This is a genomic window from Candidatus Zixiibacteriota bacterium (assembly GCA_029860345.1).
Classification (GTDB): Bacteria; Zixibacteria; MSB-5A5; order GN15; family FEB-12; genus JAJRTA01.
This window is the reverse complement of record JAOUBJ010000011.1, coordinates 40,905-65,885: the sequence shown is the minus strand read 5'-3', so window position 1 is coordinate 65,885 and position 24,981 is coordinate 40,905. Positions and strand designations below refer to the sequence as shown.

Genomic DNA, 24,981 nt, shown 5'->3' with positions numbered 1-24,981 from the left:
TGTATGTGTGGGTCGAGTTCACCGGTGCTACGGTCCGGAAGACTCTTGAATAGCCAGTTTCTCAGGCGGTGGGTCGGCCTCGTCTGTTTCCTCGGCCGTCTGAGCGATCACTGTCAGACGATGGGCCACCGCCACCAGGGCGGCGAAAAAGTACCAGTTGAAGCGGTACAGGTTGTGGGTACCCATGCCTTGCAGGAACAGAATCCACAGTGAAACGAGGATACCCTCCACCAGACCCATAAGAAAGCGGTTGTCGCTGCTGGTTCGTCGGTTTTTCAGATAACGCCGGGCTTGCCCTATGGACCAGAACATTGCATAGATGAAGAACACAAAGGTGCCGATTCCGATGATGCCGCCGTCGGCGATCAGTTCGCCCAGCATGAAGTGTGACGAAACCCACTCGCCGAACTCTTCTCCTCTGGCCACCTTGTAGCAACCGGCCCCCACGCCGGTGATTGGGCTTTTCAGGAACAACAAAAAGCCGTCGCGCAGTCCTTCGATGCGTCCTTTGGCCGATTGGTCCGGACCCTCATCGGTGACGACCTCGGTGGCCGTCATAAAGCGATCTTTGTACTGTCCCGGCATTATGTTGATCAGCAGCAGCAACATAATTATGGCCAGAAAACCATACGCAAGTCGTCGCTTGGAGCGCACCACCACCACACCAGCCAGGAAAAGTGTGCCAATCATGCTCGTTCGGGAGCCAGTGAGGACGATGTTCCATACGCATATCAGGCCGATGAGAATTATCAGGGCTCGGTCCCATTTGCCCTTGGTTTCTTTCAGGTAGTAAAGCATGACCGGCAGACAGTAGGCCAGGTTGGCGGCGTGTGAATTAGGATCGGCGTAGCTGAGCCCGTGTCCCAACGCGCGTTGGATGCCCATAGTGTACTGGAATATCCCGTTGTAATAATTGACTACCGACAAAGTGGCCATAATGCCGGTCAGGATGAAGTACAAGAGTACTACCGCTTTCAGTTTCTTGGGTGTTTCACAGATTTGGACAATCAGCACGAAGACGGTCAGGAAGCGCAACATGTCCACCAAAGTGTTCTTGACCTCGGTGAGCCAGTAGGCAGTGAAGACCGTCAGGCACAGAGCTGCGATAAAAGCCACCAGGCCGAAGCCGACACGACCAAGGTAGAATTTTGAGCGCTGCTTCATTATGAACGATATCAACATACTGCCGATAGCCATGAAGCCGATGATTCGCTCGGTGAAAGGTGGCAAGTGGTTGAAATAGGGAGCCCACTCTTGTGGCCAGGCCAAAAAGAAAACCAGGTAGAGAACCAGGGCCGAGATCGGGCTGTAGATCATCAAGCCGAGCGCAATCAGCCCGACCACGACCGCCAGCGGATATATGTGCGGTGGGAAGATGACACCGATGCCGCCGGCCACCGATATAAACACTAAGGCCGCCAACAAGAGCGATCGTGCCGATACGTACTGTCTTCCCATGGCGCCCACGACAGGTTTACCAGTTTCGGAGGTATCTTTGTTTCATTTTACTTCACCCTCTACCCAGCTTAGCCTTCAAACTCCCGAGAATCCTGCGGCGGTCATCGGTTTCAAGAACAAAGCCTGAGAAACCGATCAGCATGGCGACTGATACCAGCAGGCAGCCACCGATCAGTCGCGGCCAGCTATCGGGCGACAATATTCTGACGCTAAACCAGGCCACGGGCAAGGTAAAAACCACGGCGCAGATGATCGACCTTGCTGCGGTAAGGTAGAAGGCCGAAACTTTGGCCGACATGACGCGATGAAACACATACGGGTAGATGAACAGATAGATGATTGCCTGCGGTATGGCTGTCCCCAGGGCGACTCCGATGATACCATAACGACCGACCAGGGCCAGCGACAAGGCGATGTTGGAGATCCCTTCGGCCGCCAGAATATAGAACAGCACCTTGTGTTTGGAAACGCCGAACAGCACAGAGTTGGCGATCATTTGCGGCAGGTAGATCGAAGCCGGTATGATGAGAATGTAGAGAATGTCGATTGAATCGGCGAATCCTTCCTTGACCCACAACAGGATGAACGGTCCGCCGTAGAGTAGCACGCCGATGCAGATGAAACCGGACAGATAATATAGATAGCGCGTCGACTTGAGGTAGATTTGCATGACCTGGGTCTCGTCGGACTCAGCTTCGATGTGGCTGATAGTTGGAATGATCGGTGTGGAGATGGCGCTGATCGAATTGCGCAACTGTGTCACGATCATGGCCGGCACCGTGTACACGGCCACTGCTTCCATCGAAATGAACCGTCCGATCACGATATTGTCCGTCTGAAAAATAACAATCCATGCCGCCACGATGAGCAACGAAGTACCACCGTAGCTCAACAGTTCTTTGGTCTTCTCGGTCGAGATGCCCGCCCTGGAAAACTGAACTTGGGGGAACAACTTTGAACGAATCGAATAGCGCCACAGGTGCGAGAGGATGTTCAAGCCCAGAATCAACAGCGACATGGCCACCAAACCGTAGCCGAGTTCCAACAGTAGCACGATCACCGCCGTCTGGACAATCAGGGTACCGATCTCGAAGTAGTTGACGATGTCGGCGCGATGAAACGGCAGCAATGCGGCGAACGGTATCATCAGGTAGGTAACTGCCTGATTGAGGCCGATTACCACCAAGGTGATGCGTGCTACCCGGAGCAGTTCCGCGTCGATCTGAAAATAGTGCAGCAGGCCGTAGGCAATCGATGCCGTGGCCGCCACTATGGCCAGCGAGACTATGAGGTAGATGCGAGCCGACGAACTGACCACCTCGTTGAGTTGTTTCCAGTCGGACAGAGCGTAAAACCTGGAGAAGAATCTCGTCACCGCCTGATTCATGCCGACGTCGGCCAGCCGCATGTAGGCAACCAAAGAAAACACCAGCGACCACACGCCGTATTGGCTCTTGCCCAGTTGCGCAATCAAATAAGGTGTGAAAAAGAACGTGATGACCAGCGCGATCACCATGCCCATCCAGGAGGTGAACACATTTCTGATAAGTAGTCTGATTACTGACGGCATCTTTCGGACTTTCCCGTTTGTCAAACAAATCGGCCGACGATTCAAGATCAACCAGCAAAGAAAGCGGCCGGTCGCTTACAGGCAAACTAAAGATGAGTATCGGTCGACTTGGCCACAGCAGAGATGCGGAGGATTTGTAGAGGAAATTCCACGTTGAGTCATTGCGAGCGATCCCGCGTTTCGCGGGGGAGCGCGGCAATCTCATGCATTCGTCATGCCGGACTTGATCCGGCTGGGTGGCACCCTCAAACCCGGTTTGGGGGTGAATCTTGGTAAGCGCACCAAACAAGACTTGAGACGGCCACCCCAGGTGAGACATAACATGGAGCAAAGGCGCGCGAAGCGCAAGTTAGCCATTTATGGCTGATTCATCACTGCCAAGCGCAAGAAACAGGCCTGACTGCCGACAGAGAGTACATGCAAGATAGCCGCTTGACAGTCAAGCATTGGCCGGCTATACTCTCAGATACTGTTAAACTGGATTGATGATGTCCAAGAAGAAGCTGACGGAAAAAGACTACTGGGAAGTTGAGGTCGAATCCGGCGCCGATGAGGTTACCAGTGGCGCCCGGTCCGGTCTCAAAGCCGGGTTGGCTGATCGCTTCTTCGGAAAAATCAAAGACGGCTATGTCAAGTACTTGCTGTACGATGTTCAGTGCGGCAAATACCTGCCCGAAGGTCCCCTCAAAGTGCTGGAGGTCGGCAGTTCGCCCGGCAACGAACTGCTGGCCATGCATCGTAGATTCGGCTATATCCCATACGGCGTGGAATACACCGAGTCCGGCGCGGCCCTGAACCGGCGCAATTTCGCCGCACACGGGTTTGATGAAAGCCACGTAATTCACTCCGATGTTTTCGATAGGGAATTCCAGCGTGAATACTCAGAACAGTTTGATGTTGTCATGTCGCACGGTCTAATCGAACACTTCACCGAGATGGACGACGTCATACGTGCTCACACCGACCTATTGAAACCTGATGGCTATCTGTTATTGACAGTGCCGAATTTTCGATGGTTGAATTATCTGATGATTAAGTTTTTTGCTCCTCATGCAATTGAGGCGCACAATCTTAATATTATGAAGAAGAAGAATATGCTCAGTTGTTGTCCGTCCGATCAATTTGAGGTGCTCGTGTGCAAGTTCATCGGCACCTGGAACTGCGGTTTGATCTACGGACCCAAAAAGAGCAAGATCAAGACCTTTCTCATGAACCTGCTCATGCGCTTTCAGGAAGTACATGATGCGGTGTTATATACTTTCTTCAAAGGCGGCTTTATCGAGAGTTCGCTGTTCAGCCCCAAATTGATGCTCCTGGCGAAGAAGAAGCCGACCTCTTGATCCAACATCGATTAACGTGGCGCACGAGGACGTACACCACGCACAAAACAGGGGTTTCGACCTACGGCTGCCACTCACCGTTGGCGGAACCTCTAATCCGCGGCGGCGGACGCCCTACTATTTCCCTACGGACAATCGGCCGGGGGTGGACCGCCGGTAAACATGTAATCGACCAAATGCACCAGATCGGAGATGTCGATACCGGCGCTGGAGTCCGGTCCCTCTCCGTTGACATTGCCCTCCGCCCAGCACGGCAGATCCGGCCCGGCGGTAAACATGTAGTCGACCAGGTACACCAAATCGGAAATGTCCATGATATCGCCGGGATCATAGTCGACGTTGCCCCGAATCGGCGGCATGCAGCATCCGCAATTCGGTTGGATTTGCGAACCGAACCAGGCCTGGGCGGCATCAAGACTGGCAAAGAGATCGGTCGAGTCTCCCTCATGAACGGTGATCAAGGCCGTGAAAACAGTTAGAGTGTCTTGAGCGTCAAGAGTGTGGTTGGCAAAGAACGTCATGACGGTGTGTTGATCGGTAGCCGCCGGCTCAGCGGCGAATCCGGCCTGCTGCATGTTGCTGTACAACTCGGATGGTACGAAGTTACCGTTGGGCCAGACCCACACAGAGTTGCGGTCGGTGTAAGCGCCGTAGGGTCCGTCGGTGGAAAAACCGCAAGTATCGGTAGTGTATGAACCGAGCCAGGCCTGTCCGCCGTATCGGTCGGTGCCCAGTTGACAACCGGAGCCGTCGTCGGTTCCCCTGAGGTAGACCAGCCGATCAAGCCCGTCGTAGTGAAAGGCGCCGGTGTTGTCGGCGCCGTTATCCGATGGGATATCCCAGTCGATGGCTTCACCTATGGCCAGTCCGGTGTGGGTTTGACCATTATATGAGTAGAGGCGTAACTGTTGGATTACAAAATTGCAGTCGGGTCCCTGCCTTGGCGCCCACCAGGTTTTCTCCAAAGCTAAAGCTGAATCCTGGGTGATGAAAGTACCGCTTTCGTAGATATCGTAATCGGAAGTTGTAACCGTTGGTACCGGCAGTTTCTGATCGTCGACCAGACTGAATCGGTTGTCGCCGAATATGGCCCAACCGGCCACCACGCCGCCGGTGTCCCGACAGACGACCGGCGAGCCGTCGTACACATAGATGCCCTGCCACGGTTCGCAGTCACCAAAGTTGGCATAGTCCAGATTAGCGCCCCACTGACCCTGTTTGCCGAAATTGCCGTTGACGCCGACTATCAACTGCGTGCCGCAACTGGTCACGGTGTCCCACTCGGGTACGCGGTAGTCGCAGGCATCACCCACGCCGTCGTCGTCGGTGTCTTCCTGAAGGGGGTTGAAGGCATACGGACAGTTATCGTCGGGGCAGGTGTTGTTGGCGTATCCGGGATTACCGTAGTTATCCTGGTCGGTGTCGGTACAGTCGTCGCAGAGGTCGCCGACCTGGTCATAATCGGCGTCGGCCTGATCCGGGTTGCTCGTCGACGGGCAATTGTCGCACAGGTCCATAATGCCGTCCAGGTCGGAATCGGTAACATCGGGACACTCAATGGTGGTCATGAACATCGAACGACCATGCGTCCCGGCCACCAGCTTGCGGGTACCCCGGTGGAAATCCAGATCATGCACGGTGGCGATTGGTGCGCCGTTGTCGATCGGGTACCAGTTGGTGCCGAGATTATCGGTGGCCCAGACGCCGACGTCGGTACCGATATATATCCGATCCACAATATGCGGGTCGAGAATCAGATCGTTGACTGGAACATCGGGCAGGTCACCGTGGATGGGCGTCCAGTTGGCGCCCTTGTTGGTTGTCCGATAGATGCGCGGCAGAGGTTCGGACCATTGATATCCTGAAATGCAAACGTATGCGATATTGTCATTGGAGGGATCGGCGACAACCCTGGTCACCCATCGATTGGGGAGCGAAGCGCTGACATCGAACCAGTCCTCGCCACCGGCGTCGGTATATTGAACCTTGCCGTCGTCGGTCCCGACCCAGATTACATCGGGGTCGTAGGCCGATACCGATATAGTAGTGATGGTTCCATAACTCGGTTTATCGGGATAAGGTCCTCCACTGAGGTCGCCACTGATAACATGCCAGGATAGGCCGTTGTCGATTGATTCCCACAGACGGTTGGAGCCGTAGTACACGTAGTCGGCGTTGACCGGGTTCATTACAATCGGCGTATTCCAGTTGTGGCGATCACTGGAATAGTCAATCCCGTTCATGGCCGACTCCCAGTTGTAACCGCCGTCGCTGGACCGGTACATGTTGCCCCACTGGTACTCGCAGAACATGACATCGGAATTGCGCGGGTCAATCACCACGTAGAAACCGTCGCCGCCGAAAATATGATCCCAGTCGTTGAGCGCTCCGGTCAGGGTGCGGTTGGTGCCGTTGTCCTGGGTACCGCCGTAGAGCCGTTCGGGGTTGTTGGGATCGATGGTAATAGCATAGAACTGCGTGTTGGGCATGTTCTCAAGCACCGTCCAGGAGTTGCCTGAGTTGGTGCTGACATTCACACCGCCGTCGCAACCGTTGTAGATATGATTGGGGTCGGTCGGATTGATCCACATGGCATGATGGTCGACATGAGTGGCGCCGGTAACTTCCGACCAACTCAGGCCGCCGTTAGTGCTTCGCATCATCTGTACACCCAGCGAAAACACAGTGTTGGGATTTCCCGGCGCAACCCGCACCTGGCCGAAATACCAGCCGAAACCGCCATAGGTCCCATACAATGAGCCGTCATTGACCTGGTACCAGTTGGCGCCCACGTCATCGCTCCGATACATCCCCAGCAAATCGTAACCGTTTAGATTATTGTACATGGCATAGCAGGTGCCGCTGTTAGGCTCCATGGTGAGACCAATCCTGCCACAACTGTCGATCGGACCGGGCAGACCGTCGTCGGTATCCAGCATCGTCCAACTGTCGCCGTGATTGGTCGACCTATATATCCCGCTGGTAATACCGCCGTAGATTTTGTATATGTCCACATAGCGCACTTTCTCCCACATGGCCGCCACCACTGTGCCCGACGGCGCATCGTAGACAACATCGATGCAACTGGTGGAATCCGAGACATACAACACCTGTTCCCAGGTGGCGCCGCCGTCTTGTGAGCGGTAAAGTCCGCGGTCGGGATTTGTTGCGCCGAAGTGTTTTCCGGCCACGGCCACGAACAGGGTTTCCGGCCGTAGCGGGTCGATGACGATTCGTCCGATGTGGTAGCTTGAATCCAATCCCATCTGGGTCCATGTCTGCCCGGAGTCGGTGGACTTGTATATGCCGGTGCCTTCATAGGTGTCGGCTGCGGCATTGGCTTCGCCGGTTCCGACATAGATGGTGCCGGCGTCACTGGGATTGATGGCGATGGCGCCGATTGAAGGCGTACCGACATCATCGAAAATCGGTGTCCAGCTAACGCCACCATTAAACGACTTGAAAACTCCGCCGGCTGCAGCACCCACATAGACAGTGTTCGGTTCCGATGGATGTACGGCGATGTCAGTAATGCGACCGGCCACATTGGTCGGTCCCGCTTCGGTCCAGGAGATGACCTTATCCTCGCTTTGCACGAGTTTTCTGGCTGCCTGGGTTGCCTCCACCGCGGCCAGCTGCTTGCCAGGCGGTATTGTGGCGTAGGGGAGCGAGCGCTGGGCGTAGAACCAATCGTTGGGTCGTTGTTTTAGCTTGGGAACTTTGCCGTTGTTTTTCCAGATATAGGGAGTGATGTCGGTATAGAAGCTATTGTCGACTTCGACCGGCTGCTTATCCATAAAGAAAAACGCAGCCGCAACGAAGATCAGAGCGATTGACGTCAATAAACAGAGTTTTTTCATGATACTCCTCAGCCTGGTTGTCTCTTCTTGCGTCCGGTGGCGTCAATGACTTGAACTGATGAAGTCGACTTCCGGATTGTAATACTGATTGTAACTATCCACTCATAATAGCCGAACCGGCTGTTTTGTCAACCAGAAAGCGGGTTACCGGCACCCCGATTGACCTGGAGGATGGTGGATATTTCAGGATTCTTATCAACCATTCACCCCAGATACCGATCATACAGGCATGGGCTGCATCCTTGATGTGCAGGCGATGAAGGCCATACCAGGGGGAAGGCGCCGGCTGAGCCAAGCCGGTTGATGAACTCAGGCATTAGGAGACTGCCTGGACGAAGTAGTAAGTTATGGTGACACGGACAATCACATCCGATGACAAAGGTCTGACCGCCGTTGACGCCAAGGCGGCAGGCAAGGTGATGTTTGTTAACTGGTCTGTCGATCAGCAGACTTACAACCATACCGATCTGCTGGCCGGTGACGATTTCAGCGACTACAACATTCTGTTCCTTGATCCCCTGGCCTTCGCTGAGGCTCACGGCTTGCGGAACAACTCAAGCGATCTATCCGAAACTGAGTACTTCCCCTACGATGAGCGCGAATTTGGTCAGTACCTTGTCGGCATCAAGCAGGCGTCGACAGGTTTGCTGGGGCTGCTCAATCGTGGTGGTGTTCTGGTGCTAAGATCACAGATACCAAACTCGCATATCAAAGTTCGCAAGAGAACTACGGCCGGCGGTGGAACATACACGCAGTCATTGCTGTCGGCTTTCTTTTGGTTGGAAGAAATTCTTGGGAAATACTCATTCAAAAGTTGCCACTTGAGGGCCGTCCGCTACCTGGCGCCGAACGATCCGGTCAGCAAACTGTTCGGCAGGGGAGCCGTCGACTGTATTCAAACCCAAAACGTCATGGACAAGGGGCGACGGGAGATTATCGCAGTCGGTGGACCGTACTTCAAAGACCCGATTGTATCTCGGTTGACCAGTGTTGACTGGCCGGGCCTGGTATATGTAGTGCCGAGATTCAGCAGCGAGGGGGAAGCCGCGCACCTGGTCAGCGCTTTCACCGAGGTGCATAAACGTCACCGACTCAATCCCGATCGACCCAAATGGATCAGCCAGTACGAGACACAGTTGAATGATCTGAGTCCATTCCGGGCCGGGATCGATCTGGCCGAGACCCAGATCGAGACTCTCAAAAGGCAACTGGCTGGTTTGCAGCACAAGCATGAGGACCTGAGACAACTGGCCAATATGTTGCACAGGGAACGTGATCAAATGGCCTCGGCTATAGAGATTGCTTTGAGCAAGCTCGGCTTTACCACTCATGTGCTCAGTTGTGAACATGATAGCAGTGTATGGGTTGCTGTGGAGACGGAGAACGACGGGCATCGAGTCGTTTTCGCCGCAGCAACATCGGACCAGGGCCCTATCACGTCGTCGGATGTAGATAACTTCAAACAAGTGGTTGATCAGCAAAACTCCCGAGCGGCCACCAAGGGTGTATTGATCGGCAATGCCGACCGAGGCCGCCCTCCGGAAGAGCGCACCGATTGGTTCGAGCCAGAATGCATGGACCTGGCCCGACAGGCGGATATCTGTCTGATACCATCCGCCGAGTTCTTTGCCATAGTCACCTACCTCATGAACAAGGCCGATGCTGATAACCTCGATGACCTCAAAGCCTCGATTCGCCGCGAAATCATCGCCTGCGATTCACAACTCGAACTGAACCGCCAGAAGTACCGTCTTTAAGCGCTCTGTCGGACACCCAAGTCGGGTGGCCGCCTCAAACCTTGTTTGGGGCGGGTATCCAGAGCCGCTCCATACCAAGTTTGAGGGTGCCACACGTGGATTCTGCCGTAGGGTCGGTCCGTCTTCGGAGCCGCCAAACTCCAACACTTGCACACTAATAAGACGGGGCAGCAATAATCGTAGGGCAGAACCGTTTCTGGTTCTGCCAATGACTGATGTCGGCCCCGCTAAGAGGGTTCCGACCTACGGTGACTGCGGAATGAGGCCGAGTTGTCGATTCAGGGTCAACACATCCGGCAGGAGCCACTGCTCCACAATCTTACCATCAACAATTCGAAAGATCGACATGTCATTTGTTTGAATCCGTTTCCCAGTGGGTGGGCTGCCACGGAACCTACCCGTATTCGTTCCAGTGGATGTCCAATGAATCGCAACATAATCGCCTTCGGCAACGATCAGCTTGATTTCTTCTGCCCAATCTGGAAATGCCTTGCGGTGGTGAGCTATACGCTCGCGCAATTCTTCAAGGCCTTTCGTTTGGGAACCATCTGGAAGGAAATGGCGAACGATGTCAACAGAGAACAGTTCGTCAATTATGTCGAGATTGCCCTTGTTCCCAATCTCTTCGCTCTCAAGACGAACGAGATCTTTGTTACGTTCCAGTTCAGTTTCCATGCTTGATCCGCATCCTGTAATAAGAGGTGATGCCAAGAGTAACATTCCCACCAAGTATCGAATTCCTGCTACCATATCCTCCTCCGTGAGCCGGCCCGAGGCAGCTGATTGTTACAACTATACCCAGTGCATTGATCTGTGGCGGCCCTGCTGCCAAAGGACCGGATGCTCATCACAGTTTTCCGACAGACGGCATAGTTTGGTCTTCACAATACAATTGTATACAATGCTGTTTCAAAGCTGTTTTTCCTTCGGAGAATTCAGTGTTGACACTATTTTTCCTTCGGGCTCCGGGTTAAGCGGCTGGCTCACCAATGGCAGGAAAGGACCTGACACCGCGCGGCTCCCGGCGATTCGGCGGTATCTCAGGGATGTCGCCTTACTGAATTCCCCACCCGCAAGCCGCCCCGGCCCTTTCTGCCTTGACAACTTTTTGATTGCCGGTATCTTACAAGTACTATGGAGGTTAAACGAATCGATGGCGCAGATCGTCTTGTACATGAAAGGTCCTGACGCCGGCCCCTCACGGCGCAATGTTTAATGATTACAAGCTCATGAGGTACAAGGTGATCAGAACGCTCATTAATCTACTGGTATTAGCTGCCGTTTTCGTGTCCAGCAGCGAAGCCGTCTACCGTGAAAACGGCCCGACCGGTCCCATCCCCGGCAAATTCATCGTCAAACTGAAATCCAACGTTCGTCTTGATGTAGTATCAAAAGGGTTGAGCAAAGGCAACCGGCTGGAGCCGCTTACCAGGCTACAGATGAAACCCCAGCTTATCAAAGGCGCCGGTTTCGAGCGAGTACACATCTTCTATACCGACAGCAAGGCGGCCGCCGTGGCCGATGTCAAAAGCATGTTGGGTGAATCGAACGTGGAATATGTGGAGCCGGATTATCACTTGGAGTTCTTCGCGATGCCGGACGACGAGTTTTTTGACAACCAATGGTATCTCTATAATGAGGGCCAGAGCTATCTTGGAATCTTCCGACGTGAGGGCACCTATAATGACACCGTTGTTTTCAAGTCCGGGCTGGCCGATGTAGACCTGCACATGTGGCGGTTCTACTGGATGCCCCGGCCGAGACGACCAAAGTGGTGGTGGCGATTGTCGATACCGGTGTGGATTTGCTGCATCCGGAATTGGAGGGACGTCTGTGGGTCAACGCCGACGAAATCCCGGGCAACCTGGTCGACGACGATCACAACGGTTTTGTCGATGACACGCTGGGCTACGACGTGTCCGGAGACGTCCAGACTTTGTTCAATCCCATCGGCGATAACGACCCGACCGACGAGGTCGGCCACGGCACACATATTGCCGGAATTATTGCGGCCAACTCAAATCCGCTGGGTGTCGCCGGTGTAGCGCCGTTTGCCAAAATCATGGCCGTCAAAATTCGACCCAATGCCACCACGGCGGTTGGTGTGGCCGGAATCATATACGCCGTTAATGCCGGCGCCCAGGTGATCAACATAAGTTGGGGTACACCGTTCGAGTCCGGCTTGCTGCAAGAGGCCATGGAATTCGCCCGTCTCAATGGCGTCTTCGTAGCCGTCGCTCCCGGCAACACCGGCGACAACACCCGATTCTTCCCAGCCGCCTATGATTCCACCTTTACTGTGGCTGCGGGTCACTCTTCGGGCAACATGACCGACTTCTCAACCTGGGGCGCCCATGTCGATATTGTAGCGCCGGGCCTGGACATACTCTCGCTGCGCGCCGAGGGAACGGACATGTATGCAGCCATCGGCGAACCGGATGTTCGGATAGTCGGTGAAGACAGTCTTTACTATTTGGCCGATGGAACCTCAATGGCGGCGCCCATGGTAGTGGGGGCGGCTGCTTTTCTGAGAGGCACCAGACCGGACCTGTCTCTGGCTGAACTCGAAGAGATTCTGAGAATGGGCGCGATTGATCTTTTGGACCCACTTGACCAGGGTGACACGTTGGTCGGTCCCGATACGATCTCAGGCTACGGTTATCTCGACCTGTCGGCGTCGTATGATCTTTTGTGGCACGGCGGCATTCAAATGATCTCGCCGATCAGGCGCCAAAGGTATACCGAGGATTTCTCGGTTCGAATCGCCGGAGTGGTTGGATACGAGGGGAGTTGGCAATTGGACTTCTCAATCGGCCAGGGTTCCGACGACTGGCAGTACCTGGCCTCGGGGGGGGAGTTGCCGCCTGATTCTGTCGCCTTTTTGTTCGATGATCCGACTCTGGAGGGATTCATCAATTTCAAACTGACCGATCAGTACGGCAACCATTCATTCACCAATTGTGTTCATGTGCGCAGTCAAAAGCTTGAGATAACCTCGCCACAGACCGACGACGAACTCAAATACCATATACCTATAATCGGCAGCGCCTATGGTCCGGATTTTGATTCCATGTTTGTTGCCTACCGCAAACAGCCCGGACCGTTCGTGCGGCTGGATGGTTCCACCGGTGAGTACTTTGACTCACTGTTGTTCGATTGGTCGGTGTCCGGAGTGGATACCGGTCTCTTCCGCGTTTATCTCTATGGATACTTCGCCTCCGGTCTACAGATCGACTCGGCGACCATTCAGGTCGTCTCAGCCTTCGCCGACGGCTGGCCGCGTAGTATTGCCGGCCGTCCCGGAGTTACGGCCGCCTGTGCCGATCTCAACAGGGACGGTGTGCGTGAAATCGTGATTCCCACCAGTGCCGGGCTCTACATGTTTGATGCGCACGGCGACCTGGTCGAGGGTTACCCGGTGGCCGATACGTCCGATGTTCGGTGCGTCCCGGCCATTTACGATGTCGACCGGGATGGTCAGGACGAAATCATCTGTACCAGTCGCGACGGTTTACATGTCTTCAAGTACGACGGAAGTTACGCCGATGGCTGGCCGGTGGAAGTATTTACGGGGCAGATACCTTTCGGTTATGCTTATCCAAATATGACCGTAACACAGTTGGGGATCGGGGAAGATTCAGCCATCGTGCTTTTGAACAAGATAGGTCAGATCATGGCCTATGAATTCAACGGTGATCCGTATTTCTACTCGTTGGGCGGTTTGTTTGCATCCTTTGACCCAAGGATATCCGACTCCTACAGTCACGGCGGTCCCACCTCGCCTTTTGTAACCTCGACCGATCTGAACGGTGATGGATTAAACGAGGTGGTAGCTTCCTATAGTTCACCGGAGCCATCCACCGGACTGGGTTTGTTCGACGCCCGCACGGGCCTGCCTGCTTACGATATGCTGGCGCCGACCATTGAAAGTTCACCGAGAGTCTACGGCACGGCGGTGGGCGACCTCACCGACGACGGCTTGCCGGAAGTAGTCGTGCTGGGGCGCGACTCGCTGGGTGATATGACCATGTGGGTCAAGACCAACGGCGTCGACGATCTGCCCGGCTGGCCGGTGAAAGTTCCGGGGGTCGAACTCTGGATAGGTTCCTATCCGATTCTGGCCGACCTTGACCTTGACCGCATACCGGAGATACTCTGCACGTTCTTTGAGTACGACATAGCGTCTCTTTATATATACCGGTCCGACGGCAGCCCCTACATAGACGACGAAGCACACAATGGTGCGGCGGCTTTCACGGAAGCGGTGACCTTCGGTACGCCCACCGTAGCCAACCTGACCGGTGATGAGTTTCCCGAGATCATGATTCGCGCCGGGCACATCCTGCCGGGAACCGGTACCGAGCAGATTTTCATTCTCGATCATCTGGCCCAACCGCTTCCAGACTGGCCGGTGGCAACTCCCACTCGTCCGACCCAGGTGTTTTCGTCCCGCTATGCGCCCTTGGTGGACGATCTCGACGGCGACGGCCTGGTCGAACTGATTATCGTGAGCGACGGCCTGGAAATCCTGGTGTGGGATTTCGACGCCGCCTATGACGACGGCTTGAACACAGGCCGCTTTCTCGTTGATAATCGTAACTCAGGTATCCTTCCGCCTTCGCTTCTGCCGACCGGCGTCGATGACGAACCGACCCGTCTTCCCGTGAGAGCCACCCTTAGTCAGAACTACCCAAACCCGTTCAATCCGGTCACGAACATCGAGTTCAGTCTGCCGCGCAGCACTCATGTCGATCTGCGCGTGTTCAACATCCTCGGTCAAGAGGTGCGCGTTCTACTTGATCGACAGATGCAAGTGGGTGAATACAGCGTACCCTTCGATGCCACGGGATTGTCGACGGGCGTCTATTTGTACCGTATGAAGACCAGCGATAAAACCATGACTAGAAAAATGGTACTCGTAAAATGAAAATCCGTCGCTGGTGGTTGGTCGTTGCAGGTTGTATTGTCATGACCGCGACCGCCTACGCCGGTGGGATCGACCGGTTGCCCGACCAGACATTGTTGTGGAACCGTTTCCATACCGTGACCATTGTTGACAGTTTTGCACTGGCCCTGTCGCCGGAGGGGATTGTGGTCAGCCGGTATGACCTCGGCAACGCGAATTTCGTGCAGGTCCAGCAGTTGTTTCTTGACGACGAGCCGGTTCAGATGAAAGTGCGCGATGGGTTGTTGCTCGTTCACACCATGCGTGACAGCCTGCTTATAGTCGATATCAGTCATCTACCCAGTCTGTCCCGCTTGGGCGCCGTTGATGTCGGCATACCCTTGTCCGATTTTGACATTCACGAACAAGACCTGTACGTGTCGGCCTGGTTCTCAGGTATCCTCAGGTACAGCATCGATGAACATTACGACATCCGGTTCGCCGATTCCAGCATGAAACCGGTATTGGTAACACAACTGGAAATATCCGGCGACACGCTATACGGACTCGATGAATACAACGGCGTTATACGCTACGATTTGGCCGGTGCGGGCTTTGGGCGGTTTGTTGATTATCTGTTTGTGCCTCAGCGCGCCGCCTTGTTCGGTCGAGCCGGTGAGGAGTTTATCATCGCGGCGATCAACGATGGAATCCTGTTCGGACGTTTCGGCCAGACCGGTTCAGGAATCGTGGAGTCAGTCGATGGGGGAGTGCCGGTCGTCAAGGTCCTGATGACTGAGAGCCAGTTCGTGTTGGTCGGTGATCGCGTCGTTCAGTTAATGGACCGCGCAGATCATTCTCAACGCACCACCTTCGAGATCGACGATGATCGCCCGGATGGCGACCTGTTCTATCTCGATGACCTGCCATATCTGATTCTGCCGGGCCGGACCGGTGGACTGGTGATGTATTCGCTTGCCGATCCCGGTCAGTCGCGCATCGCTTATGATCGACCGGGTCCCGTTCGCGGTATGTCCCTGCACGCCGATCGGTTGTACACCGGCGGACAATCCAATCCGATCGATGTTTTCAGCCTTGATCGCTGGCGCCGGACACCACGACTGGACTTTACCGTATACCCCGGTCTCCAGAACGTGGCCGCGCTGGATCATAACGGTGACAGTTTGATTGTTCTATATCACGGTCTAAATAGGATCGCGTTCATTACGTCAAGCAGCGATCCGGACGAATACTATCTGGAGGGTTCGGTCTCGGTCGATGCCAACGATGCGGTCGACCTGGAATACCTTCCTAATTGGCTGAACGACGGCGCGGCTGTGATGGTCAGAGGAGCCTTTTCGATCAGCATATATCCCATCAATGATTCCACCGGCATTTTGCACGCAGCAACCTGGCCGTTTCTTGGAGAAGTGCTCTCGGTAGCCACGGCCGATTCGGTTCTCTATGTGTCAACCGGTAAGAATGCCATTAGCATCTATCGGGTGAACGACGATCTCTCCCTGATGTGGCTTTCACAGATCGATCTGGCTATCCCGGCTTTCCAACTGCACGTCCGGGACAGCCGACTGACCTATTTTACTTATGACGATATGACCTACGTTGATTGTTCCGACCCTGTCTTTCCGGTCGTGGAGGAAGTAACTCCGTTGACCTTGCCGGTAACCGATGGCGTACTGTACGACAATCGTCTTTACACTGTTGGCGTCGATGGTGTGGCCATCTATGATCTTGCCACATCGCCGCCCGGATTGGTTGCGCACGGCGGCCGAGCCGGGGAGTTTTTGGCCACCGATGGCCGGGTCGTGGCTACCTCGGGCGGGGGATCGATTCACCTGTACTACCTGCACCGGGATCGAATCCATCAGGTGCATGTTGAACCACCGGTACCTGATCGCTTCGGACTGTCGCAGAACTACCCCAACCCGTTCAACCCGATTACTTTTATAGATTTCACCTTGCCGCAGCCTGAGCAGGTTCGCGTGGAAGTTTTCAATCTGCTCGGCCAGACGGTCAGGACCCTGCTTGATGCCCAACGAGGCGCCGGACTCCACACTGTGGCCTGGGATGCTCAGAACGATCAAGGCCAACCGGTAGCCAGCGGCGTATACATCTATCGCATCAACGCAGGCGATCAGCGTGCCTCCAGGAAGATGCTCTTGATGCGCTAGCTGCTCCGGCGCAACACACCCGACCTTGACACTGCTCTGCCGACTGCGTATATTGGACACAACCGTAGACTTTTTGTGGGATGCCAGGTCTTACCCGAATGATGTACGAACTTGATCGGAGGAGTGTATGAGGACGGTGGTGATCCTAGGCTTGGTGTTCGTGGTGTCCATTCTCATCAGTGCAACCATGGTTCGCGGACAAGCGGTTTCGCTGGACTATGTTGACGGTCTGCACGACTCAAATTCCATTGCCTGGGGACAGCGCATCATGTTCCGGGTGCGTATGACCACCGACTCACTCGGATGCAAGGGTATCAGCAACGGCTTTCGCATCTACTCAAATAGCGGCGCCCATTGGAGTACGTCTACAGGCGACTGGACCGGGGCTATCGACACTACCATGTTCCAGATGTTGTGGGTCGTCTATGACGGTGTAACCGGTTCGGGCGCCGACACAGTCGGGTTTGCCGGGATATACTGGGACCAATCGACCGGCATTCCCCCATATTTCGATGCCGTAGCGATAACTCTGAGCATCGGTCCGATCGATGCAGAGCACGAAGGCAAGACGGTCTGTCTGGATTCCAGTTTTTATCCGCCCAACAATGTGTGGCAATGGGTTGCCAATAATGACAACTCGGACCGCATCTGGCCATCGTGGGACGGGCCGCACTGTTTCACGGTCGGCCGACCACCCTGGTGCTGTCGCTTTCGAGGCGATGTGGAGGACAAAGGGGCGGGACCCGTCCATATCGGTGATCTGGTTTGGTTGACCGAATACGTCAACGAAGGCGGACCGCCGCCGCCATGCCTGGAACAAGCCGACGTCAATGGAGATGGTCTAATTGACGACGATGATGTTGACTACTTGAATGCTTTCATGTTTTCAGGCGGACCGCCACCGGTGCCATGTGGCGAGCATGATTAACATTGTGACCCTTGTGTTGGAAATGTGTCCCGTGTGCGGTTTTTCAGGTCAAGAGGGTTCCAACCTACTTATTCGACCTATCGGTAGTATCCTTCGATCGACGCTCGAAGTAGCGCATGTCCATCTGGTAAAAGCGAGAGCGACCATCAGGGTCCTGAGGGTCTTTGATGTCATGCGGTGTGGCGTTGGGGTGACCGTCAGGCGTCGTCGACACTTTACTGACCACACCGTAGCTGGTGGGATAAAACACCGCGGTCAGGATATGATCCCAACTACGGGCCAGGGCCGGTGCGGCGTTGTTGGCGCGACCCTCCATGCGGAAATAATGTACTCCGGCCTGCCTCCAATAAACACGGGTCACATAGACGGGGAAATATGATTCGTTGGTGTTTACATAGCCACCCAGCCCGGCCAGAGTGTAATACGGAAACTGCGAGCCGCCCCCCTCACTTGCATCGATTTGTACCAGTGCCACATTGGGGCCTGTGGTCCCGCTCAGCTCCACATAGCATTTGCCTTCAAGAACGATATAGCCGTCAGCCGGGGTCTCAATCTCCAGGTTTATCAGGTCGGTCATCTCAAGCGTGACCATCGTTACCGGATTGACATTGATCCAGGTCACATAGCCGGTCTCGTCGATGATCTCCGAACTGCTCACCGACGAATCAGGCAACACTACACTTTCGTCACCATTCAACCCACCGTGCAAACTGATTCCTGTGGTTCCATCCTGGTTGTTAAGCACCACCTGCCCACCGGCCCCGCTGCCTTGAAGTTTGACCTGTTCCTGACCCTTCTGATCGAACAGGGACAGGCGGCGCTGAAGGGCATCCGTCTCTATCACCAGAGTGTCGTTGTGGTCGGTTACGATCAGATCACTGGCGACGCCTGCGGTCGGAGCACCGGTCAGGATCGAACGCGGCTCGATCGACTCCTCCTCAAATACGACCTGAAGGTAAAGCCGATCAGGGTTCTTAAACAATTCATCCGGCAGGGGATTGATCGTGCCCAACAGATGAGTGAACAATCCATTGAGTGTTACTATAGTCGCCGTCTCGCTCCATAGCTGCTGGCCGGCCAGGGAGTCATCATAAATGGCAAACTGGATCGAATGCTGACCGTTGGAGACGGGATTGCCGTCGGCCATGGTCAACCGTCCCTGATAGCTGATCGCATCCGTCGCCGTGTGACCGGTCGACCAGAGGGAGATCAAAATGGTGAGGGTGAGCAAGTTCAATCGCAGCATTCTTGCAATTTGCGGCATGATTCTCCTTTTCCAACGGGTGAACCGTGGCAAGACTTTCCCATCTGCCTTAATATCGGCAATCTACGGCCGTTTTGCAACGGGTTTGGCGCCTCAGAGCCTCAGAATTCAGGCTATGGATAGCTACCAGTGGGTTCGTAGAGGCTGGGGCGGCATGCTCAAACGTCCGTCATCAAGACTGTTGCTTCGCTTTGGGCCGGGTGCTCGTTCCCACGGTTTGCTGGTTGTCAGGTGGCGTTGGACAACCCCGCCCGACGCCTGCTCACGAGCCTTAAGACCGTCAGGCGAGTCGCCTGACAGCACCTGCAAACTGAATACGACGGTAGCCCAACCAGAGGCTTTGGGCCGGGTGGGATTGATGGCGATCAGGCTGAGGTTGGAGGGCGCTCAGGGCCGGACTGCTAACGGGGCCAGCGCGAAAAAGTCATTTATCACAGGGCAGCACAGAAGGTGATTCATCACCTCATGGTGAGCGGAGTCGAACCATCGATCTTTCCTGCTGATTTCCTCCGGTCCAGACCTTGAGGCTGTGTCATAATGTGGTTTCGCAGGGTCCTGATCTCGACGAAGTCGGGATTGTGACCCTGCGATTCTCACTAAGGCGGTGTGGATGAGATCCCTTTGAAACCTCCGGTTCAAACACTTGCCTTCGGCGAACGCAGGAACCGGAGGAACTTGCCCGGGCGACACAGCCTGCTTGTCTGGGGCGACAGGCAAGCCTGTTTCTCGCGCTTCGCGGGCACTGCCCAGCTCACTTATGAATGCTGTCACTATCGGCGCGGAGCGCAAAGAGTGATTCATCACCCCCAAAGCGGCTTTGAGGGTGCCACCCTGGCACTTGAACCTGAAGCCATATGTGACCGCCCTCATCAGCCCCATCCAATCAGGTATATGTGAAGCGGTTTGCAACTAAGTGCTCAAACTATGAACAACATGGACAGCATCGTGCTTATCGATGGCTTGTAAGTTATTGTTGTGCAACAACGTGTGTGGCGGCCCGGTTTTTGCTTTCATTGTTTGCGGAATAGTGTATTGAAAACGTAGTTTCTACAGAGGCTGTTGTATGTATAGACTTCTTGGAATGATTGCTGTTATTGTGCTGCTATCAGCATCTTTGGCCATGGCCTTTCCGACCGTGCATTACTCAGAGAACATCCAGGAGGACTGGACATTCTTTCTGGACCAGCATGAGTATATGTTTGCCTCTGTGGTCGATTTCTCATACACACAAACCGATGAATTCCTGAGTTCGCTGGATCAAAGCTCCGACCAGTACACCGACCGGCTTCATTGGGGTCACTCAACACCGACAGTGATGCCTCTGCCGACCGACGAAATCCTGCGGGCTCGACTCTATATCGACGGTGTCTGGGTCTCCAACGACGGCAGCGAAACAGCTATCGAAGGATTGTTGGGCTGGGACCCGACCAACCAGCGTTTTCTGGATAACTCAAATAAATGGGCGCCGGATATTGCTCAGCATGTACACTGGACCGATGGTTCACTCAACGTTGATCTGGATGCCGGTGATGGTTACCTCAGGGTAGATCTGGCCGTTTTCATGATGGACTATGAGGGTGGGGATACTTCCGCGATTCCGGAGCCGGCCACGCTGGCTTTGTTAGCTCTCGGACTGCTCGGCATCGCCATACTTCAGCGTCGACGACGTCAGGCCAACGCCTCCTGATTCTACCATGACAATTGACGATTTCCAAAACCGGCTTCGGGCCGGTTTTTTCGTGTTTCGATAGTGTGGCGTGAGATCGCTTTTCTCAAAAAGTGCACCAAGAGCACACCTTCTGTGCAAACTGGACAATAATATCCTCGTAAGTTGCTGCCCGGCAGTACTGCCGCTCTCGGTAAGGGTTTTGCTACTATGTCGTTTGAGTTAACTAGTAGCTAAGGCAGCGTGCAAATGAAAAGCAACTTCACAAAATACTCGTCAATTGCCACCATCATCATTCTGATAGCGACAGTATCATCGTCGTTCGGATTTCCCGCCCCTCACACGAATCTTGGTGGCGATGTTGAGAATATTAACCAGTGGACCAACGGCGGCTATGGCGACTTCCACAGCAACGGACCGATGGGTGCCGACCTATACAAGACGTCGTCTGCAACCGATGAGCCGCCGACCGACGCCGTCACGTCCGTCCCGGAACCGGCTACCATCGCCCTGATGATTGCCGGGTTGATCGGTATCGGCTTGCTGCAGCGACACCGACAAAACAAGACTACCTGAAAGATACAGATTCAAAGCTCTGGAAGACCGGCCATGCGCCGGTTTTTCTATGGGAAGCAAAGTCCGGTCTGATACTCTCGTACACCCTCTAACAACCCGGCGGGGCGGGACCGCCTGAAAACATGAAGTCCACCAGGTAGACCAGGTCAGATATGTCAATAGTATGCAGCCAACAAACAGGAGCGCGGACTTCTTGAACATTGTAACCTCCGGTCGGGCAGACCAAACGAGCACGATTGATATCGTACTATGTTGGTCTATATAATACATGTTAAGGTTGGCATTGTCAAGAACAGAGAAAAGGGTGTAGGTGACCTCTTTAGTCCTGCATCAGCTAAAACCTCTTGACAAAACAGAGATAATGTTTAGATTGGCCCCAAAGAGATTGTTACCTTTTTCACAAAGTCTGCCGATATTGTGAAGTAAGGGAGCAAAACAACACGACAGCCCGGCTGAGCAGCGGCCCCGAAGAGCGCAGCCGGCAAATGGTCGATGGAGAACTGCAAGTGCCGACGGTGAGACAAGGCGATATTCAGTTTGAGATAGATGAACTCGGATTCATGCAAAATCCGGGAGTATGGAATGAGGAAGTCGCCAAGGCGCTGGCCACAAGCGAAGGGGTCGACGAATTGACCGACGACCATTGGAAACTGATCAAATATATCCGCGCCTACTACCTGAGATTCGACTCGGCCCCGCTGATCCGCAAGCTCTGCCTGGAGACCGGTTTCAAGCTGGCCAGAGTATACGAGCTGTTCCCGTCGGGTCCGGCCCTTGGGCTTTGCAAAGTTGCGGGAATGGCCAAGCCAACCGGGTGCGTGTAGGCGCAAAAAAATACGCAGACCGACAGAGAGTGACAGAGCCGCCGGGCAGATAGCCTGGCGGCTTTTGTCGTTTCCAGCCGTTTCGCCGCGATCTCAGCGGACAATGGAATACCGGCCCAGAGGCTTGTTGAAAAACCCGGTGTGCCGTGGTGTTGGGTCTTAATCTCGCTCCAGCGGGATTGTGACCTGACACCTAAGTGCGCGTCAGACATGAGCGGCGGGTCACACGAATCAGCCTGCGCTGCTGGGCAAGACCCACCGAAACTCTGTTTGAGAACTCCGTCAAAACGCCTCAAGGGGAGAGGCAGGTTGGCGGTTAGAGGGGCCCGGAGTCAGTATTGCACAAATGTTGCACAAACTGGAGACCGACGATTGTGTTACCCTTATAAGCTCACGAAGCACTGACGACAATAATTAGTACAACCATGATCCTCTTTTGAAGAGGAGTCTCATATCTTGTGTGAACCGGGGGGCTGGATGAACATCTCGTTCAAAGACACACTTCATTCCCGCGAATCGGTACCCGAGCGGGGGAGTGGTTTTCGATTATTCGATTTTGACAGGGCGGCGGCTGAGGGCAACCGTCTTGGTAACCTCATAGCCGCCACATACAAATTGTTCAACGGCTTCGATTCTTTCGAGAGACACTATCTGGCTGCATCCTTTATCAAGTATCACGCTTGCAGAACCATCCTGGATCTGGGCGGATTATCGGGAAAACTTAGACACTTTCTGAAGGCTTCAGATTCCTCCATCGATGTGGCCAATATCTCAGGAAAGGCGGACATTACTTACGATGGCAAGACGCTTCCGGTCGCGGACAACGAATACGACTGCGTGGTCTCGTTGGATGTCCTGGAGCATGTTCCTCCGGATCAACGCAGTGACTTCCTGAAGGAGGTGCTGCGGGTAACCAGCCGGTATTTGTTCTTGTCCACGCCGTACAAGTCTCAATTGCACCTTAAGCTGGAACGAAGGCTGTTCGACCTCCATCGCCGGGCATTCCACACTGATCATCCGTTTCTGAAAGAGCATCTGGTGAACGGTCTGGTCGATGAAAACGACTGCTGTAATCTCATGGTTTCACTGGAATCGACGGATGTCCGGTTTCGTTCCGAGTTCTTTTTTGCGGGAGACACTGTTGCCCTGGCTCGACCGATCGAAAAACTGTGGACACTTAGAGCTTCCAGCCCTTCAGGATTCGTATGCAACTATCCCTTGCTTACTTGGGACAAGGTCGGGCTATGGGACAAGTTGGATTGCAGCCCTGATCCACTCGCCGAGACGAACCGGCTGTACCTGATCATCGAGAAGACTGGCAGAGTCATGTAGGTTGGATGGCGCCCTTTGTAGGTCAGGACCCTTGTGGTCCTGACTTGTTGTCCTGCGTCAGGTCCATAAAGGACCTGACCTACCAAACCTGCCTGACGACTTAGCGGGTCCACGCCACGGCGCGCAGGCGAAGATGGACCCACCCTACGAGTCCCTCACCCCAACGCAACGTCGAGCGTCATCATGACATCACCACTATACAGTTGTAATCAAGACATGAAAAGCCAAGAAAAATCGACCGTTGCCAAACTTCCTTGTTCAGCAACGGTCGTTCAGTTGGCCGCAGCCGATTCGAGGGAATCGCCTCATCCCGCTGTGGCCAGGTAGACGTGGCTCTCGCCGGTCGGAAACCGTCTTATGGTGCAAACGGGTTACATGGTTTTGGGCCACCGGTAAACATGTAATCCACCGTATAAACCAAATCCGAAATGTCGTAGTTGCCGGAGCAGTCCATGTCCAGGATATGCAGACCATAAGGTTGTACATAAGGGCGGCAGACACTGCCACCTCCGAACACATGGTCGACCATAGTCACTAAGTCTGTAATGTCCAACTGGCCGTTGCAATCTGAGTCTCCCATGGGAAACGAGACATCGACCGACACGACGACCGGGCGAAAGAGGTCTGCGTCGGTCTGACCTGTCTGTCGCGCCACAGTGTAATTGAGAGGGTAATAGCGATCCGTCAACTCTGTCACAATATCGCCGGTGCCGCTTCCGGTGCGTTCGTAGTGCAGCGAGAACCAGATGTGATTGCCCTCCGGACTACCGATCTCCAGAAACAGAAGCCCGGTCAGGGCCACCGTATCACCCAGCAAAGGATCACTAACTTCCAGGAGCAATCCTGTTGAGTCACCTTCGTGGTGGGAAAGAGCCTGAGTCAGGCCGAACACACCGTTTGAACCTGCTGCCTGGTGGAGCAGTGGCCAATGGAAGGAACCACGGTCCCCTTCGAAGGTCATGGCGACCGGAAGAAAAACCTCTGTGACTTCCTCGCGGATGCCGCTGACGGATGGGATATAGACGGTGTCGGTAGCCGACAGGGAGAATCCGTACTGTTCGGTGGGATTGCAATCACCCCAGCTTGCCTTGGGACCCACCCAGTAAAAAACCATAGCCCAGAGGTCGCAAATGGATACGCCGACACGATGGTCATACTCACCCGCTGCCGTGTCTATGTCGGTGTTGCCGCCCAGGTAATCCATGAAGTCGAGCAAGTCGCTGATATCGACTGCTTCGTCACTATTGACATCGCCGCAGAGAATCTCCTGGGCAGCAGCCGGTCCGGCCAAGGCCAGCCCCACAATCGCTACACAAACCAGCATCCTCATGC

General features: G+C 54.5%; 16 protein-coding genes. 9 read left to right on the top strand and 7 right to left on the bottom strand.

The window, feature by feature from the left end; all coding sequences use genetic code 11:
• Positions 1-27: 27 nt before the first annotated feature.
• Both OEV49_11875 and OEV49_11870 read right to left on the bottom strand, forming a co-directional pair.
• A complete protein-coding gene (locus tag OEV49_11875; GenBank protein MDH3891773.1) occupies positions 28-1,458 on the bottom strand; it encodes an O-antigen ligase family protein in 1,431 nt (476 codons plus the stop codon).
• Positions 1,459-1,510: 52 nt separating this feature from the next.
• Positions 1,511-3,028 (bottom strand): oligosaccharide flippase family protein, encoded by a 1,518-nt coding sequence (locus OEV49_11870; protein ID MDH3891772.1) that lies wholly within the window; start codon positions 3,026-3,028, stop codon positions 1,511-1,513.
• A 488-nt stretch (positions 3,029-3,516) separates the two neighbouring features.
• Between OEV49_11870 and OEV49_11865 the strand changes: the two genes are divergently transcribed.
• Positions 3,517-4,368, top strand: coding sequence for a class I SAM-dependent methyltransferase (locus OEV49_11865; GenBank protein ID MDH3891771.1), 852 nt, complete (start codon positions 3,517-3,519; stop codon positions 4,366-4,368).
• A 125-nt stretch (positions 4,369-4,493) separates the two neighbouring features.
• Here OEV49_11865 and OEV49_11860 read toward each other — a convergent pair whose 3' ends face one another.
• Complete coding sequence (locus OEV49_11860; protein ID MDH3891770.1) at positions 4,494-8,228, bottom strand: hypothetical protein; 3,735 nt, start codon at positions 8,226-8,228, stop codon at positions 4,494-4,496.
• A 347-nt stretch (positions 8,229-8,575) separates the two neighbouring features.
• Between OEV49_11860 and OEV49_11855 the strand changes: the two genes are divergently transcribed.
• Entirely contained in the window at positions 8,576-9,985 is a 1,410-nt protein-coding gene (locus OEV49_11855) for a hypothetical protein (GenBank protein MDH3891769.1), read from the top strand.
• Positions 9,986-10,228: 243 nt separating this feature from the next.
• Here OEV49_11855 and OEV49_11850 read toward each other — a convergent pair whose 3' ends face one another.
• Both OEV49_11850 and OEV49_11845 read right to left on the bottom strand, forming a co-directional pair.
• The gene (locus OEV49_11850; GenBank protein ID MDH3891768.1) at positions 10,229-10,660 is read right to left on the bottom strand and encodes an ester cyclase; all 432 of its coding nucleotides are present in this window, start codon (positions 10,658-10,660) and stop codon (positions 10,229-10,231) included.
• A 758-nt stretch (positions 10,661-11,418) separates the two neighbouring features.
• On the bottom strand, positions 11,419-11,715 hold the full coding sequence (locus OEV49_11845) for a hypothetical protein (protein ID MDH3891767.1): 297 nt from the start codon (positions 11,713-11,715) through the stop codon (positions 11,419-11,421).
• A 2-nt stretch (positions 11,716-11,717) separates the two neighbouring features.
• On the opposite strand from OEV49_11845, the gene OEV49_11840 reads away from it, so the two are divergent.
• From OEV49_11840 to OEV49_11830, 3 genes are all read left to right on the top strand, one after another.
• The gene (locus OEV49_11840; GenBank protein MDH3891766.1) at positions 11,718-14,912 is read left to right on the top strand and encodes a S8 family peptidase; all 3,195 of its coding nucleotides are present in this window, start codon (positions 11,718-11,720) and stop codon (positions 14,910-14,912) included.
• Positions 14,909-17,059, top strand: a complete 2,151-nt coding sequence (locus tag OEV49_11835) for a T9SS type A sorting domain-containing protein (protein ID MDH3891765.1) — start codon at positions 14,909-14,911, stop codon at positions 17,057-17,059. The genes OEV49_11840 and OEV49_11835 overlap by 4 nt, the downstream gene beginning before the upstream one ends.
• A 127-nt stretch (positions 17,060-17,186) precedes the next feature.
• Positions 17,187-17,987, top strand: coding sequence for a hypothetical protein (locus OEV49_11830; GenBank protein MDH3891764.1), 801 nt, complete (start codon positions 17,187-17,189; stop codon positions 17,985-17,987).
• Between the two features lie 64 nt (positions 17,988-18,051).
• Here the strand turns inward: OEV49_11830 and OEV49_11825 are convergent, their stop codons facing one another.
• The gene (locus tag OEV49_11825) at positions 18,052-19,251 is read right to left on the bottom strand and encodes a hypothetical protein (GenBank protein MDH3891763.1); all 1,200 of its coding nucleotides are present in this window, start codon (positions 19,249-19,251) and stop codon (positions 18,052-18,054) included.
• 1,063 nt (positions 19,252-20,314) lie between these two features.
• Between OEV49_11825 and OEV49_11820 the strand changes: the two genes are divergently transcribed.
• The 4 genes from OEV49_11820 (at position 20,315) to OEV49_11805 (ending at position 23,649) form a co-directional block, all read left to right on the top strand.
• Positions 20,315-20,938, top strand: a complete 624-nt coding sequence (locus tag OEV49_11820; GenBank protein MDH3891762.1) for a PEP-CTERM sorting domain-containing protein — start codon at positions 20,315-20,317, stop codon at positions 20,936-20,938.
• A 228-nt stretch (positions 20,939-21,166) separates the two neighbouring features.
• Entirely contained in the window at positions 21,167-21,493 is a 327-nt protein-coding gene (locus OEV49_11815; protein MDH3891761.1) for a PEP-CTERM sorting domain-containing protein, read from the top strand.
• A gap of 506 nt (positions 21,494-21,999) precedes the next feature.
• Positions 22,000-22,317: a TusE/DsrC/DsvC family sulfur relay protein gene (locus tag OEV49_11810; GenBank protein MDH3891760.1), complete on the top strand. Its 318-nt coding sequence runs from the start codon at positions 22,000-22,002 to the stop codon at positions 22,315-22,317.
• 477 nt (positions 22,318-22,794) lie between these two features.
• On the top strand, positions 22,795-23,649 hold the full coding sequence (locus tag OEV49_11805) for a class I SAM-dependent methyltransferase (protein ID MDH3891759.1): 855 nt from the start codon (positions 22,795-22,797) through the stop codon (positions 23,647-23,649).
• Positions 23,650-24,004: 355 nt separating this feature from the next.
• Here the strand turns inward: OEV49_11805 and OEV49_11800 are convergent, their stop codons facing one another.
• Positions 24,005-24,979 (bottom strand): hypothetical protein, encoded by a 975-nt coding sequence (locus OEV49_11800; GenBank protein MDH3891758.1) that lies wholly within the window; start codon positions 24,977-24,979, stop codon positions 24,005-24,007.
• Positions 24,980-24,981: the final 2 nt, after the last annotated feature.

What these genes read in the sequence shown, in the direction of transcription:
- OEV49_11875 (MDH3891773.1), bottom strand. Translation starts at nt 1,458, where the DNA reads ATGGGAAGACAGTACGTATCGGCACGATCGCTCTTGTTGGCGGCCTTA.
- OEV49_11865 (MDH3891771.1), top strand. Translation starts at nt 3,517, where the DNA reads ATGTCCAAGAAGAAGCTGACGGAAAAAGACTACTGGGAAGTTGAGGTC.
- OEV49_11825 (MDH3891763.1), bottom strand. Translation starts at nt 19,251, where the DNA reads ATGCCGCAAATTGCAAGAATGCTGCGATTGAACTTGCTCACCCTCACC.
- OEV49_11800 (MDH3891758.1), bottom strand. Translation starts at nt 24,979, where the DNA reads ATGAGGATGCTGGTTTGTGTAGCGATTGTGGGGCTGGCCTTGGCCGGA.
- OEV49_11815 (MDH3891761.1), top strand. Translation starts at nt 21,167, where the DNA reads ATGAAAAGCAACTTCACAAAATACTCGTCAATTGCCACCATCATCATT.
- OEV49_11830 (MDH3891764.1), top strand. Translation starts at nt 17,187, where the DNA reads ATGAGGACGGTGGTGATCCTAGGCTTGGTGTTCGTGGTGTCCATTCTC.
- OEV49_11835 (MDH3891765.1), top strand. Translation starts at nt 14,909, where the DNA reads ATGAAAATCCGTCGCTGGTGGTTGGTCGTTGCAGGTTGTATTGTCATG.
- OEV49_11860 (MDH3891770.1), bottom strand. Translation starts at nt 8,228, where the DNA reads ATGAAAAAACTCTGTTTATTGACGTCAATCGCTCTGATCTTCGTTGCG.
- OEV49_11850 (MDH3891768.1), bottom strand. Translation starts at nt 10,660, where the DNA reads ATGGAAACTGAACTGGAACGTAACAAAGATCTCGTTCGTCTTGAGAGC.
- OEV49_11805 (MDH3891759.1), top strand. Translation starts at nt 22,795, where the DNA reads ATGAACATCTCGTTCAAAGACACACTTCATTCCCGCGAATCGGTACCC.
- OEV49_11870 (MDH3891772.1), bottom strand. Translation starts at nt 3,028, where the DNA reads ATGCCGTCAGTAATCAGACTACTTATCAGAAATGTGTTCACCTCCTGG.
- OEV49_11855 (MDH3891769.1), top strand. Translation starts at nt 8,576, where the DNA reads ATGGTGACACGGACAATCACATCCGATGACAAAGGTCTGACCGCCGTT.
- OEV49_11820 (MDH3891762.1), top strand. Translation starts at nt 20,315, where the DNA reads ATGTATAGACTTCTTGGAATGATTGCTGTTATTGTGCTGCTATCAGCA.